This window comes from Apibacter sp. wkB309 (assembly GCF_002964915.1).
Classification (GTDB): domain Bacteria; phylum Bacteroidota; class Bacteroidia; order Flavobacteriales; family Weeksellaceae; genus Apibacter.
In genome coordinates this window covers 60,457-75,041 of the sequence record NZ_PSZL01000006.1, presented here as the reverse complement: position 1 = coordinate 75,041, position 14,585 = coordinate 60,457, and the positions used below count along the sequence as shown (strand labels likewise).

The following is a 14,585-nucleotide window of genomic DNA, read 5'->3' as shown; positions in this document are numbered from 1 at the left end:
TTTTTCAAAGATAATTATTATTTATTACATTTGAAGAACATTAAATATTAAAGGATAAAGTCATGGAAATTATATATTACGGACATGCATGTTTTGGTTTTAAAACCTCATCAGCAACAGTCTTAATTGATCCATTTATTTCGGGAAATGAATTAGCAAAAGATATAGATATAAATGGAATTAAAGCAGATTATATTTTTTTGACTCACGCCCATTATGATCATATTTTAGATGTTGAAACTATCGCTAAAAACAATAATTCCCAAATATTGGCTAATCCGGAAATTACTGCTCACTATGAAAAATTGGGTTTAAATGTGATACCCATGAATATAGGAGGAGTTAAGAAATTTGACTTTGGTAAAATTAAAATGGTATCGGCGTCCCACAGTTCTTCTTTTCCCGATGGATCCTATGGCGGACTAGCTTGTGGTTTCCTGATGAAAATGGATGGAAAAGTAATTTATGTAGCCGGTGATACTGCCCTTACCACAGACATGAAATTGCTACCATTTATTTATGGATATATTAACGTGGCTATATTACCTATTGGTAATACCTATACGATGGGTGGCTATGATGCTGTTATTGCAGCAAAATTTGTTAAAACAAAAAATGCCATAGCTTCTCATTATGATACTTTTCCTGCCATAAAAGTTAATAAGGATAAGATTAAACATTTATTCTTAGCCGAAGAAAAACGGTTAACTTTTTTGTCCATTGGAGAATCAGTGGATATTTGTAAATTTGAATAATTTTAATCACATATAAATTAATTATATAGACTGTATATAGGGGAAACTTTATTCGATAGAATATACTTACAAAAAAATTATGAGTAATAATTTAGTGGAAAAATTTAATACGCCTTACGAAAGCATCCCTTTCGAAAACATTAAACATGAAGATTTTAAACCAGCGATTGAACAGGCAATTGAAGATGCTAAGAACGAAATTAACGAAATAGTTCAAAATACTGATCCACCTAATTTTGTAAATACCATAGTAGCTTTAGAAAATGTCGGAAAAAAACTTACCATAATTTCCTCTACTTTTTTTAATTTAAATTCAGCGGAAACAAATGATTATTTGCAAAGTTTAGCAGAGGAAATATCTCCTATGCTAACTGAATATGCAAATGACATCATACTGAATGAACAATTATTTGAAAAAATAAAAATTGTTTACGATACAACCTTAAAATCAAAGTTAAGCCAAGAAGAAGTACGACTTTTAGATAAAACGTATAAGGATTTCTCAAAAAATGGAGCCCTGTTATCCTCGGAGGATAAAAATAATCTCCGACAAATCTCTAATGAATTAGCAATTTTATCCGTAAAGTTTGGCCAAAACGTTTTAAAGGAAACCAATGATTACTTTCTTCATATATCCGAAAATAAGGATATGGAAGGAATTCCGGAATCCATAAAAGAAATGGCAAAACAAGAGGCGGAAATTAGAAATTTAAAAGGTTGGGTTTTCACGTTACATTATCCCAGCTATGTGCCTTTTATAACGTATTCGGCAAATCGAGAGTTGCGTAAGGAAATTTATACTGCTTATATGCAACGAGCATGTAAAAATAATGAGTATAATAATGAAGATATTATTCATAAAATTGTTGAATTACGGAGCAAGAAAGCTAAATTATTAGGTTTTAAAACTTATGCCGATTTGATTTTGCAAGAGAGAATGGCCTCTGCACCTAAACTTGTATATGATTTTTTATATGATTTGTTACATAAAGCTAAGCCATTTGCTAAAAAAGAAATTCAAGATTTAAAAAATATAGCTTCACGAGACGGCATAACAGAAATGATGCCTTATGATCATGCCTTTTATGCTGAAAAATTAAGACAAGAAAAATTTTCATTTTCTGAAGAAGAATTAAAACCTTATTTTCCGTTGCATCAAGTTTTAAATGCTGCTTTTGATGTAGCTAAAAAATTATACGGGTTGACTTTTATTGAAAGAGAAGATATACAAAAATATCATTCGGAAGTTAAAGTGTATGAAGTGATCAATGATAAGGGAAAACATCAGGCATTGTTATATACCGACTTTTTTCCCAGAGAAGGGAAAAGGGCAGGAGCATGGATGACTTCTTATAAGGGGCAATTTAAAACTTTAAGTGATAATATCAGACCGCATATTTCGATAGTTTGTAATTTTTCACGTCCTAACGGAGAAATACCTTCTTTATTGACATTTAGTGAAGTTACCACGTTATTTCATGAATTTGGCCATGCATTACACGGTATTTTAGCTAATACAACCTTTGAATCATTATCAGGCACAAATGTTTATTGGGACTTTGTTGAATTACCGTCTCAATTTATGGAAAACTATGTTTTTGAAAAGGAATTTTTAAAAACTTTTGCCCTTCATTACCAAAAAGGTGATATGCTGGATGAGGAGAAAATTGATAAAATAGTTGCATCTGCTAACTTTATGCAAGGATATCAAACTCTTCGACAAATTGGCTTAGGTCTTTTGGATATGGCCTATCATACCGATGAGTTGAAATCAGATCAAGGGATTGAAGATTTTGAAGTAGAAAAGATTAAAGAAACTCAATTGTATCCTCATATCAAAAATACTTGTATAAGTACATCTTTTTCACATATATTTCAAGGGGGATATGCTGCTGGTTATTATTCCTATAAATGGGCTGAAGTTTTAGACGCTGATGCTTTTGATTACTTTAAAGAAAGAGGAATTTTTGATAAAGAAACAGCTTCTAAATTTGAAAGTTTATTAAGTAAAGGCGGGACTGAAGACCCTATGGAACTATATATAAGTTTTCGGGGTAGAAGACCTCAATCGGAGGCCTTACTTAAACGTGCCGGTTTACTAGCCAATACCAATTAAATAAAAGAGTTTTTAGATAGTATAATATAATAAATGGTTTGAATTTTCAAACCATTTTTTTATGGTGTTATTTTTGAGTTCTGAGAAATCAACTCTATCAAATATAGGTTAATGAATACACTAATTAAAGGAAAGTTAACGAGAAGTTTTAAAAATAGTTAAGCTGCTTATATTATCCATCCATTTCAAATTTTTGTATAAAACATAATGATTAGTCGCTGCTCCGAAACTTTTATTGAAATGGGCTATTCCCGGTATCATAGAACCTTCAAAATCTAAAATTAATTTTTGATCGGAATGATTTTTAATCAATACGTCAATTAGATAAGCATACGAATTTTTAATTTCTAACTCTTTGTCTCTTACTGACAGTAAATTTATAATCCTTCCTTTGGAAAAAATGAGCCATAGATAGACTGTAGGAATATTATCTCTATTATAAAGGGTATATTGTTTTAACACTTTTTGTCGATTTAATTCTTGTAAAAGTGTGTTTAAGATATTGAGCTGTTTGGCTGACAGAAATCTATTGAGTAGATTACTTGGTTTTTCTGATACAATTGATCCCGTATATTTTTCTTCAATTCTGCTATTTGATAATAAACAATTTTTAAGGACCCTTTTTTTGGTTGCATTATAATTAGTCACAAGAGTTGAATATTCACGATCTAAATTCAATAATTGATTATCTCTCTTTACATAGTGTGAAGGTAAATAAGGGGTGTTTTCTTCGTTAAAGCAATAGCCTCTGACTTTATATTTTTTTAAGAAAGATATAAAAAGATGGAAGGTTTCAGCGGATATGATTTCTTTATAAAATATGCCTAATTGTTGACAAAAAATAGGTTGAATAACTAATTTAAATCCCCATTTTTTTTGGTAGGGGATAGGCATTACAGCTTCATAATCGTTTAATACCAAAATATCATATCCATCGGGAGAAACAACGTTTAAATACCACAGTTCTGCATAAATTCTGTAATTGAAGCATTGATCCAAACATGCGGAATATTTTGTTTTATCAATGGTTTTATGATTGTACTTTAAAATCATTGGCTTTACTAATCAATTTTTCATATACGTTTTTCCACAGCCTCCATTGTCCATGACTAGATAAGCTGTCATTATGGAAAATAGATATAAAAGTTCCGTTTACTTTTTTTACGGCATGCAATAAATTTAATAACTTATTTTCAGCTTCCTCAATAGATAATTGCATGTAATTTTTAAGCGTAACATCCATCACGCAGAATGGATAAACTTTTAATTCGGTAACTTGATTATTTTTCAAATCAAACCAATAAAAAGGGGTACAAGTCCCTGCTCTGAAACCGATATGATCTTGAAAACCCATGGAAAAATCTGCTGTAATATTTAATCGGATCAGGTTGTTGTAAGTTTCGGGTAAATGAAGCTTTATAAAATGCTGTCTGGAAATGATAATTTTTTGTTTTACAAGTTTTTCCAATGCTAATTTTTCCTTTTTCAAAATTGTAAAATCTTTATTGGAAAAATAGCTGGGATGGAGACCTATAGTAGTATAATCTTGATTATATAATTGTACTATCAATTTTTGGTAAGCTGAATTTTTAGGGTTATGATTAGTATCCCATTGACTTCCTAATCCAAAAGAAATAAAATAAATGGTAGGTATTTCTAATTTTTGTATATAAGGATAAATGTAATAAGGGTCCGATTTTAATCCTGATAAAACTAAAATTTGTTGATGAAAATCTTTCCATCGAAAAGTTAAAATATTTTTTCCTAATGCTTTACATTTTTTTAACCAAAATTTATTTTTATATAACCAAGCATGATCTATATCTATGGTATTTATATAGGTAAACTTCCGAGCTTTATAATTGAGTGAAGGAAAGCTTTTTTTTAGCTGATCAAATAGTTTATAAGCAAAGGTATCTATCCATGGAACTAACGGATCAATCTTATCTTTAATTGATGATGCTTTGTATGAGAATCTATGATGAATATCTTTTTGATATGGCAAATATTCTTCATATCTTGAAAGTAAAAAAAATGCAGTTGCAAAAGGATCTTTTAAAACTTCCCCTAGGTTTTGTGTTTTAATATCCGTTTCAAATAATAAATTACAAGCCAAATAATGAATTTCGTTTTTTACTAATGAAAATGAATAAGAAAATTTGGGCGAAGTTTCTTTAGTGAAGTGAATAACGCAATCTGTGAGCCGGAAAGAAATTCCCAAAATTTGTTCGAAAATAAAAGTAAAAATATACTTAATTCTTTCATTGATTTCAGGAACATATATAAGAATCATGGGTAAAGTGGTCTTTCACAGTAAATTTTCATCGGCAAAACTGAAAAAAGAGGTTTGCGTTACAATTAGATGATCCACCAATATTATATTTAATAAGTTTCCTGCTTTTTTTATTTCATGGGTAATTTGTATATCAGAATTGCTGGGTTGAATATTTCCTGAAGGATGATTATGGGATATGATTAATGAAACTGCATTAAGTTCTATAGCATGTTTAAATATTAGTCGATTATCTACCATTGTACCGGTTATTCCTCCTTGAGAAATTTTTTCTTTACTTAATATTTTATTGGATCTGCTTAAATAAATCACCCAAAATTCTTCTATCATCAAATCACCAATAATGGGTTGAAGAATATTATATGCATCTTTCGAAGAAGAAATTTTTTCTTTTTTTAAGGCTTGCTGTAAGGATTTTCGTCTTCCAATTTCAAGAGAAGTGATAATTTCAATTGCTTTAACTTTACCTACTCCGTTAAATTTGCATAAATCTCGTATAGTTAGCTTTGCTAATTCATTCCAATTATGATTTACGGATGATAAAATTCGTTGAGCAAGGGTAATGCTGCTTTCAGATTTCGAACCACTACCTAAAATTATAGCAAGAAGTTCGGCGTCTGATAAGGATTGTTTCCCTCTGAGTAGTAATTTTTCTCTGGGTCTTTCTTCTTCAGCTAATGATTTGATGTTCATAGTGAAAATTTTTTAGATTCCGTCTTGAATATCTTTTTGTAAATACAAAATTGCCGCAGACGAAAGAGAAGCGTCTTCCATCGATTGTTTAATGATTTCCTCTTGAATTTCTTGTATTGAAGAATCTTTCATAGCTTCAATAGTATTTTTTATAAGCAATTGGGTTGCATTCTTTGCCGATAAAATAATCTTCCATGAATTCGGATTTATATAGAGTTGTTGTGCTAAATTGTGTTCGAATTCTGTTTGAATGGTTTCTATTAAAGTGAATTCATAAGATTTACTATCATCCGTAGGGGTTATTCGTCGTATTAAAGAAGAAGGGCGTATTCTTTCTAAAAAAAGAGTCATACGTTCATAGGCTTGTAATTTGTTCGGTAAAATATTCTCAGAATATTTTAAACGCAATTCAAAACTTCTTCTTTCTCTTTCTGATTGAAAAAAACGGGTTAACATAAACAGAAAACCTCCCATAAAGAGCACTAAAATCAATAAGAATACAAGCAATATAGATATGTCCATAATAATTATATAAGTTAGACAGAGACAAAAATACTATTTTATATTAGAAAAAGTATCTTATATGAGCTATATATTAAAAAAATAAAAATTTTTTTCATTGATACTAATATACTTAGATATTAAGATGAAAAAAAGATTAAAAAATATTTGGAGCATATATAAAATTCTTCTACATTTGCACTCACAAAATTCCTCCTTAGCTCAGTCGGTTAGAGCATCTGACTGTTAATCAGAGGGTCGCTGGTTCGAGCCCAGCAGGAGGAGCTAAAAAAGAGTTACATAATTTGTAACTCTTTTTTTATTCCCTGTACACACAATTTGATCATAAGGTATTTTTGTTTATATATCTCTTTGTTTTGTAATGTCATTATCTTTATTGTTTTAATATTTCGCCTCATTACTTTACATTTTATTTACTCTTTTTATTCGGTTAGGGCGCGCGAAATGTAACCCTGAACAGGGGGTAACATGTTAATGAAGGATTCTTAGCGGTTATCTGATTTTGCCTTCAGGGAGTCAGACAAACCATACCCTGCTGTATTGAAGAACTTGTGAAAAGACATATTAGTTTTGTGTAAAAAAAGGGAAAAAGAGGAAAACAACTTAAATAATCTATATTTAATATTCTTGATTAATTACGCCTAGTTCAATAAATATAAATAAAATCAGAAAAAATGGCTGTTATATATCTTTTACGAATAATAGCTATGTTTTTTGCATTTTGAATCATATTTATTATAGCTGTTTTATCCATTAAAAAAATAATATTTATCTTTGTTTAAATTTTAATTTATTATGAAAAATCACTATTTATTTACTTTTAAAAAATTTAAAGCTATGAGTTCTTTTTAGTTAAATTAGCAATAGGCGGAGATAGCTACACCGTACTAAAGTGCAAGTACAATTTTTGAAAGTACACCGAAAGCATCTTAAACCTTTGGAAAAACATTAAAGCAGAGAAATAGAACTAAGCATAGAAAAACCGGGAAAACCTATTTGTAGGCTTGATTCTTTCTACAGACGGGGACAAAATTAGAAAAATTATCTTCTTCAGTCGGGATGGAATGAGCGCCTATTGGAAAAAACATTCGAAAAAGTTTACTGCATTAATTCCGGGATAAATTCAGCTCCGCAGGAACTTCCCCGATGCAGGTTAGCTTACTCGATATTGTTGAAGTTTAATAGCAAAATATAAACAAAGTTAATTTCATTGCATAGATTAAGAATAATCATAAATCACGATATTGTGTGATTGCATTTAATCCTTCATCAAAATTAGTAATTTGTTTAATCTGTTCATGTGTTAAGGCGGGTTTTCGACTTTTTGCAGTTAGAATTTCGTATAATTCCTTACCAAAAGGATAATTATTAGATTTAATCATGCCCGTTTTCTTTTGGAAAATCAATAATCTAATAAATATCTAATTTATTATTAAGATAAACACTTTAAATATTCTTTTCTTATTTTTTGCTTCATCTTATTACTAAGCGTAAGAATTATATCATGTGACTCTTTAGGTTTGGACTCTTTCGTTATTATAGCTTTTACTAAAGAAAAGTATAAATGATGATCTGGTAGTTGATTTTGAACTTCTGAAAGAATGTTCATGGCTTTATCTGTTTTTCCAATTTTGTTTAAGCAAAAAGAGTAATTAAGTCTTACTATTGGTGATTGCGAGATTTCGAGCATCATTTCATATAAATATGATATTTCAGTCCAATCTTTTAAGCTAAAATCTTGTTTAGACATATACTTGCTGATGATAATTGCTTCAATATAATATTTATTACTATTTTGGGGTTTTTTAATATGATGGAAAGCCATAGTAAGTAGTTCTTTATTCCATTTGCCTCGATTTTGATTAAAAAAGGAAATTAATTTCCCATTATCAATTTTTGCAGGAATTCTTGATATGTGAAAATATAAAACGGCGAGTAGATTACTGGTTGAAGTATAATTGAATTTATTATATAATAACTTTGTCAAAACAAATGATTCTAAGCATAAATCTTTATTCACAATATTTTCAGTCTTTTCACTAAAAGAATCAAAGCCAATATTGAAAACGGCATAAAGAATTTCTTCAACAATTGATATTGTTTTATGATTAACCGTAACGGAATTTATTTCGATTTTTTTGCAATTTAAATCAATATTAAGTTTCTTTTTAGTTCGGTTAATGCTTTTATAAATAGCTTCTTGATTAATTAAAGTGGATTCACGAATTTCAAGCATGCTTAATCCAAATATATTTTTGAGTATAAAAATAATTTTAGATTGTGTGGATAGGCTCTTTAACGAAGAGATAAATAGTATCGTTTGCAAACGAAGATCGGTTTCATATGGATCTACTTTTTCATCTTCTATAAGTTCCATTGAAAAATTATAATCATCTTTTTGTTTGCGTTTTATTATATTTAGTAAATCATTACGAGCTACCATGAATAGCCAATTTTCTATATTTTTTGGTATATTATTTTGTTTCCGGATTTTCAGATACTTAAAAAAAGAATTTTGAATAGCATCTTCAATTTCAGAAATATGGGTAACACCAAATCTCTTCAATAATATAGAAAAAAGCTTTCCGTATAAAGTTCTGTAATTTATTTTATCTTCAAAAGGTAAATTAGGAATCATAATCTTCCATATTCAAGATCGGACGGATTTCTGTCGTTCCCCCATAATAATGGGTCGGGCACTCTTTAGCTAACTCGATAATAGTTTCTAGATTTTCGCTTTGTAATAAATAATAGCCTCCAATTATTTCTTTGGATTCCAAGTATGGCCCGTCTTTAATAACACAGTCTTTACCCGTAATAAGTACACCTTTTTCATGTAATCCATCCCCTGAAATTAAATGTCCTGTTTTTGCTAATTTTGAAGCCCATTTCATATGAGCATCAGCTAATGCCTGCATTTCTTGTTCTGATAATTCTCTTAGTTTTTCATTGTTTTCGTGTAATAATAATAGGAATTGTTTCATTTTAAATGTTTTAATTTAATTGAAGACATTTTATTATTCTATTTTTGGACATTTTTGGAATAAAAATTTTAAATTATTAAAAAACTTACATTAGAAATACTATACAAAGATAAAATAAAATAGGATGTTTAATAAAGGGGATTTGGTTTTAAATAGCTATATAAATTAAACCACCCTTAAGGCTGTTTTAGATGAATTTACGGATTATATGATTTTATATGAAAGTTATAATAGATTCTTAATGATATTTATTATGTATTAAATTTTTGTTTGATAATAAGGAATTTTGATAATAGGGAGGATTATTATTGCGTCTTAAGATAGTGTTTTTAAGGAAAATTCATTAAGACATATTAAAAATCTAGCTAAATTAACGAATTATAGAAATTAAAAACTCAAATAATTAAAAGGATTTTTATTGAATTAAATATATGAATGAAAATATATAAAAAAATGAAAAAAATAAAATCTGGAAATAATATGTTAGAAAATATTAACTATGATAATTAAAGTGACAAAGAAAATAATAAATGATCGGATTCATTTTTTTAAAAACTTATTTAACAAATAATAATCACATAATTTATCTGAAATTATCTATACTGTAATATTTTTGATAAATTAACTAAACAAAATCATTTAGTAAACTAATTGATTTATAATAGATAGAAGTTTTTAATTACGATTCATAATCTCATTCCAACATTTTCCGGCAGCCATTGCTCTTTGGCAATCACTACCAACAAAGCCAATTTTGCTTTTATCAAAGCATCTTGCAGGCCATCCATTATAATCCATGCAATTTGTAAATTCTCTATCACATTTTCCATTATAACCGAAAGCCGTGCTACAATTTAAATTTCCATGATTTTGATAACAGGAAATGGAACGTGCAGTTATAGTTTTATTTTCTAAGGAGTGATGATTAAAGCTTCTATCTCCTAAATTAAATACAAAGGTATTTTCAGTAGTATGATCTTTCATTGCCTTTTCTAATATTTCGGCTAGCAATATCTGATTTCCTTCAATGCTATTAAAATCTGTTCCCGAAACGAATTCGGATGCTTTTCTTCCAATCACTTGTATACAAGAAGTAGTTTTTAAATTTATAAACTCATCGGTAATAAAGCTTCCTCGATTACTTGCTTCATAAGTTTTTCCATTATAGTTTACTATAGCATCACTCATCGGGAAATATACTCGCATAAAAGAATAATCTTCAGCATAATAAATTGATTTGTTAATTTCAATTAATTCTTTTTTGTATAATTCTTGTGCGTTCTTAATTTCTTGTGCTTCCTCTTTGTTGAAATAGACCGTTTTAAATCCAATTAATTTAATTGAATCATTATTTGATTCCGGATAAAGATACCTTATATAGTTTTTTTCGAAAGTTGTAATTCTTTCTTTCTTATTCGATATCGGGTTGATATCATTGTCGTTATTACAACTATTAATTGATAGTAATCCGCAAATAGTAATAAATAAAGTATTAAATAGTAGAAATTTCTTTTTCATTTTTTTTGTATTTTATAATTATAAATAAAATATAATAAAGTTAATTTTAAAGATAACATTTAAAATTATTAAATATATGAGAAAATTGATTGATCTTTATAATAAATATGATATAATATGTTTTATTGTAAATATTATATCTGGATTACATATTTATAAATATTTTAAAGTTTAAGTAAATTAATTGGTATTGAATTAAGATCATTATAAATATTAAATTTTTATTTGAATATCTAAATTTAAAATCCTATACAAATTTATAATCATATTGAAATATTTATATTTTATTTATTTTTATTGGGTCTTTTATTTTATAAATATTCAAGATATATAAATTTCGGTAAAGTCGAATTTGCAATTGAAGCTGAAAGAAAAGAGATCGGTGAAATTTAAATTATTTTACCAATAAGGTTACTGAATAGTAATCCGAAAAACTTTCTCAAAGATATTTAAAAGAAAAAAGTTTTCACGAATCAGCATTGAATTTATTGGATCGTACCATGTCTATAATTAAAACTGCAGGTATTTTTTTATAAATAAAAAAGATCCTTTGCAAGATAAGCTAATAAAAATACAAGAAGCGGAAAACTTTTAATACTTGGCAATTTTCGGAAGAACATGCTTATCCACCGGACAGCGAGTAAAGACATATGGTAGTCATTACTTTTATTTTCCATAGAGATCATAATACTGTTATACGAACCTAGTTTAGAGTTAAAGCTCCGAAACGTATGGATTTTGGAGAATTTTTTTATCTTTTTTTATGATTATAACTTAAGAAATCCTGATTCAACGATTAATTTGCTGGATAAAAACGATGAAGAAAACATTGGGTAATTTATTTAAAATCTAAATATTTAAACTCACCAAAATTTATTAAGTCTAATTATCCATTTCGCAAGGCGATTTTGAAGTTCTGTTCACTGATCTGGTTAAAGCCGGATATAGTCATTTGCAAGTTAATAAACTATTAAAAAGGTAAACATATTTATGCGAACGTTAGATCAATTGTTTTCCCGCATTAAATAAACTCAATTACATCGAAAAAAGAATGATACTGGAATATTCTTTAGGGAAAGGAAGGAAAATAAAACAATTAAAAAAAACAGATTTTTTGATAATTAAAAATTTATAATATGGAAGTATTAAATAAAAAAGATAGATGGATTTCTTTCATACTTTTTATATTCTTCATATACTTTAAAAGTAATAATTATTGATATACCTATATACTTAAATTATCAATTGTCTTAGAGAGAAAATTGAGAACTTATAAAAGAAAATACTGCGATTATTAATGAATTTAGATGTCAGGAAAAATCTGTAGATCAAATGGAAATTTAAAAATATATATTAATTCTATTGATATGTCCAACCATGATATGTATTATTATCAACAGAAAGCTATTGATATGGTTATAAAAATGGAACAAAATCTTCCGAGGAGATAGCATATGGAGAGAGTTGTCGTATAAAAGTTTTTTATTGATTGCCGAGAACTTATCGAACCCAAAAAGACCATAAAAACTTATGGAAAAGCAAGGCAGAAATCGACACCTTACTTGTAAAGGTGGAAACTTATTGCAGACGTATACAAATTATTACAAGAGATTTAAAGGTCTATAGGTAATTGAGTAATAACAAATAGGTATTTTAACATTAAATTAACGTGTTGAATTGAGATAAGATTATATAATGTAATTATATTTGTGGTATAAATATATTTTATTAATTATTAGTTTTTTTATTATGTCTTTTAAATCTAAATTAGAAGTAGCAGGAAAAAAGTACAACATTATAAGTGTTAATTATTCCTTAGCTCAAGAAACTGATCCAACCGGACGTCCATCTTCTCAGACCAGAGGTGGAAGAATTGAAGTAACTGTTGAATCAACAGGAGAATCTGATATCTTTGAATGGATGACCAATAGTTTCGAGAGAAAAGATGGTAAAGTTATCTTTGTAAAAAAAGATTCTGATGCTACTTTGAAAGAATTGTCATTTACAGATGGTTATGTGGTTAAGTACAGAGAAAATTTTGATGCTTTCGGTGCTAATTCACTAACTGAAACGTTTACTATTTCAGCAAGGACTATTGAAATGGGTACAGGTAAACATATTAATGAATGGCCTAATACTTAACGTTAATAACATCCTGTAAAATGAATTTGGGTTTCATTAGAAACTGTGTGTAAAATTGGATAATTAAGTATATCTATATAAAATCATAATTACAAAAATTTTAAATTTTATGTAATTAAATTAAGGTTAAAAAAGGCGATTTTATCGCCTTTTATATTCTAAAAATAATAATATTATCCTACATAAATCAATGCTAAAATCTAATCAAATATGCATTTGATCGGCTAGACTTAGTTAGATGTTTTTTCTTTTTTCTTTTTTTTCTGATCCGGATTAATCGCTCTTTCCCGTTTTAGTTTTAAATAGTTATCAAACTGTTCAGTTGATAATACTTCTTTTAATTTAAAATCAATTTCCCTGTTGTTGTTTTCAATCAAAAATCGTATCTCTTGATTGTCAATACCGGTATCCATTACATTTTTTAAATATGTAGTTTTTTCTAATATGAATTCTTTAAGCTCTAATTTTTGAAAATCGTCAAGGATCAGGTCTTTATCTAACGTTGTGATTTGCTTTTCAGTAATTTCTTCAGGCTTAAAAGAATTATTATTTTGCGCATAGGAAATTGAAAAAGTAGTTACAACTAAAAATATATGTAAATAGCTCTTAAATGATTTCATGCTTTAAAAATTATTGTTATAAAAATACTTAAAAAATCAGGTTAATTAACTTAATACAAAAAATTTTGAAACTTTTTTATATTTTAGTATTTAAATAAGATGTTGTGCTTGATTTGTCCCAAATAAAAAAAAGATTAGCAGATTATTGCGTCTATCAGGATCGCAGTCATTATGAGGTTGAACAAAAATTGAAAGAATTGAGAACTTTGAATGAGAATGAGAGGGGAGAAATACTCATATGGTTGATACAAAATAATTTTTTGAATGAGGAAAGATTTTCAAGATCATATGCTAGAGGAAAATTTTATCAAAAAAAATGGGGTAAGATTAAAATTATGCAAGGATTAAAGCAAAAGAGAATTCCAACTAATTTAATAGATAAAGGGATTGAAGAAATTAACGACGATGATTACAAATCAACTCTCATGGAGTTGACTGAAAAAAAATGGAATATTATTAGGGAATCTGAAGTATATTTAAAAAAGAAAAAAATATATAATTATCTCTTACAAAAAGGGTATGAATACAATTTAATCAACGAAATACTTAAGAATTATTAGGAGTATTGATTTAACAAATCTATAATTTCTTGAGCTGCTCTTACACCGCTTTCTCTCCATTTTATTTCTCCTTTTTTAAAAATAATGAGGGTGGGTACTGATTGAATATGATATGCACTTGCCAATTTTTGATTTTTATCTATATCAATTTTAATAATTGTTGCTTTATCTCCAATTTTTTCTTTAACTTCTTTCAATATTGGAGCTAACATTTTACACGGTTGACACCACTCTGCGGAAAAATCGATTAATACGGTTTTATCTCCTTGAATTATATCGGTAAAATTTGACATAAATATTCCATTTATTATTTATAGTATATTACAAAAATTAAACCGTTGGATAGATTATTAAGATTTTTTATTGTTATTTATTTAATACA

15 protein-coding genes and 1 tRNA gene are annotated in these 14,585 nt (G+C 27.8%); 6 read left to right on the top strand and 10 right to left on the bottom strand.

Going from position 1 to position 14,585, the window contains the following annotated elements:
• Nucleotides 1-62 precede the first annotated feature (62 nt).
• Both C4S75_RS05100 and C4S75_RS05095 read left to right on the top strand, forming a co-directional pair.
• Complete coding sequence (locus C4S75_RS05100) at nt 63-755, top strand: metal-dependent hydrolase (RefSeq protein WP_105297248.1); 693 nt, start codon at nt 63-65, stop codon at nt 753-755.
• A 79-nt stretch (nt 756-834) separates the two neighbouring features.
• Entirely contained in the window at nt 835-2,871 is a 2,037-nt protein-coding gene (locus C4S75_RS05095; protein WP_105297247.1) for a M3 family metallopeptidase, read from the top strand.
• A 135-nt stretch (nt 2,872-3,006) separates the two neighbouring features.
• On the opposite strand, the gene C4S75_RS05090 is transcribed toward C4S75_RS05095, so the two are convergent.
• Genes C4S75_RS05090 through C4S75_RS05075 form a run of 4 tightly spaced genes read right to left on the bottom strand, consistent with a single transcriptional unit; the run spans nt 3,007 to nt 6,379 of the window.
• Nucleotides 3,007-3,924, bottom strand: coding sequence for a hypothetical protein (locus C4S75_RS05090; protein WP_105297246.1), 918 nt, complete (start codon nt 3,922-3,924; stop codon nt 3,007-3,009).
• Nucleotides 3,902-5,164: a polysaccharide deacetylase family protein gene (locus C4S75_RS05085; protein WP_105297245.1), complete on the bottom strand. Its 1,263-nt coding sequence runs from the start codon at nt 5,162-5,164 to the stop codon at nt 3,902-3,904. The genes C4S75_RS05090 and C4S75_RS05085 overlap by 23 nt, the downstream gene beginning before the upstream one ends.
• Nucleotides 5,165-5,179: 15 nt before the next feature.
• Nucleotides 5,180-5,857, bottom strand: coding sequence for a DNA repair protein RadC (gene radC, locus C4S75_RS05080; protein WP_105297244.1), 678 nt, complete (start codon nt 5,855-5,857; stop codon nt 5,180-5,182).
• Between the two features lie 12 nt (nt 5,858-5,869).
• Complete coding sequence (locus tag C4S75_RS05075; protein ID WP_146105564.1) at nt 5,870-6,379, bottom strand: hypothetical protein; 510 nt, start codon at nt 6,377-6,379, stop codon at nt 5,870-5,872.
• Between the two features lie 190 nt (nt 6,380-6,569).
• On the opposite strand from C4S75_RS05075, the gene C4S75_RS05070 reads away from it, so the two are divergent.
• A tRNA-Asn gene (locus tag C4S75_RS05070) sits at nt 6,570-6,643 on the top strand.
• A gap of 965 nt (nt 6,644-7,608) precedes the next feature.
• Here C4S75_RS05070 and C4S75_RS10055 read toward each other — a convergent pair.
• From C4S75_RS10055 to C4S75_RS05055, 4 genes are all read right to left on the bottom strand, one after another.
• A complete protein-coding gene (locus tag C4S75_RS10055; protein ID WP_158254212.1) occupies nt 7,609-7,761 on the bottom strand; it encodes a hypothetical protein in 153 nt (50 codons plus the stop codon).
• Between the two features lie 50 nt (nt 7,762-7,811).
• On the bottom strand, nt 7,812-9,017 hold the full coding sequence (locus tag C4S75_RS05065) for a DUF6596 domain-containing protein (protein ID WP_105297242.1): 1,206 nt from the start codon (nt 9,015-9,017) through the stop codon (nt 7,812-7,814).
• A complete protein-coding gene (locus C4S75_RS05060) occupies nt 9,007-9,363 on the bottom strand; it encodes a YciI family protein (protein ID WP_105297241.1) in 357 nt (118 codons plus the stop codon). Before C4S75_RS05060 ends, C4S75_RS05065 begins: the two co-directional genes overlap by 11 nt.
• Nucleotides 9,364-10,038: 675 nt before the next feature.
• A complete protein-coding gene (locus C4S75_RS05055) occupies nt 10,039-10,881 on the bottom strand; it encodes a hypothetical protein (protein WP_105297240.1) in 843 nt (280 codons plus the stop codon).
• Nucleotides 10,882-12,188: 1,307 nt separating this feature from the next.
• On the opposite strand from C4S75_RS05055, the gene C4S75_RS10050 reads away from it, so the two are divergent.
• Nucleotides 12,189-12,332 (top strand): hypothetical protein, encoded by a 144-nt coding sequence (locus C4S75_RS10050; protein ID WP_158254211.1) that lies wholly within the window; start codon nt 12,189-12,191, stop codon nt 12,330-12,332.
• Between the two features lie 298 nt (nt 12,333-12,630).
• Nucleotides 12,631-13,023 (top strand): type VI secretion system tube protein TssD, encoded by a 393-nt coding sequence (gene tssD, locus C4S75_RS05050; protein WP_105297239.1) that lies wholly within the window; start codon nt 12,631-12,633, stop codon nt 13,021-13,023.
• 230 nt (nt 13,024-13,253) lie between these two features.
• On the opposite strand, the gene C4S75_RS05045 is transcribed toward tssD, so the two are convergent.
• On the bottom strand, nt 13,254-13,643 hold the full coding sequence (locus C4S75_RS05045) for a hypothetical protein (protein ID WP_105297238.1): 390 nt from the start codon (nt 13,641-13,643) through the stop codon (nt 13,254-13,256).
• A 104-nt stretch (nt 13,644-13,747) separates the two neighbouring features.
• Between C4S75_RS05045 and C4S75_RS05040 the strand changes: the two genes are divergently transcribed.
• Nucleotides 13,748-14,203, top strand: coding sequence for a regulatory protein RecX (locus C4S75_RS05040; protein WP_105297237.1), 456 nt, complete (start codon nt 13,748-13,750; stop codon nt 14,201-14,203).
• Here C4S75_RS05040 and trxA read toward each other — a convergent pair.
• Nucleotides 14,200-14,496: a thioredoxin gene (gene trxA, locus C4S75_RS05035; RefSeq protein WP_105297236.1), complete on the bottom strand. Its 297-nt coding sequence runs from the start codon at nt 14,494-14,496 to the stop codon at nt 14,200-14,202. The two genes, C4S75_RS05040 and trxA, sit on opposite strands and share 4 nt — an antisense overlap.
• Between the last annotated feature and the right edge of the window lie 89 nt (nt 14,497-14,585).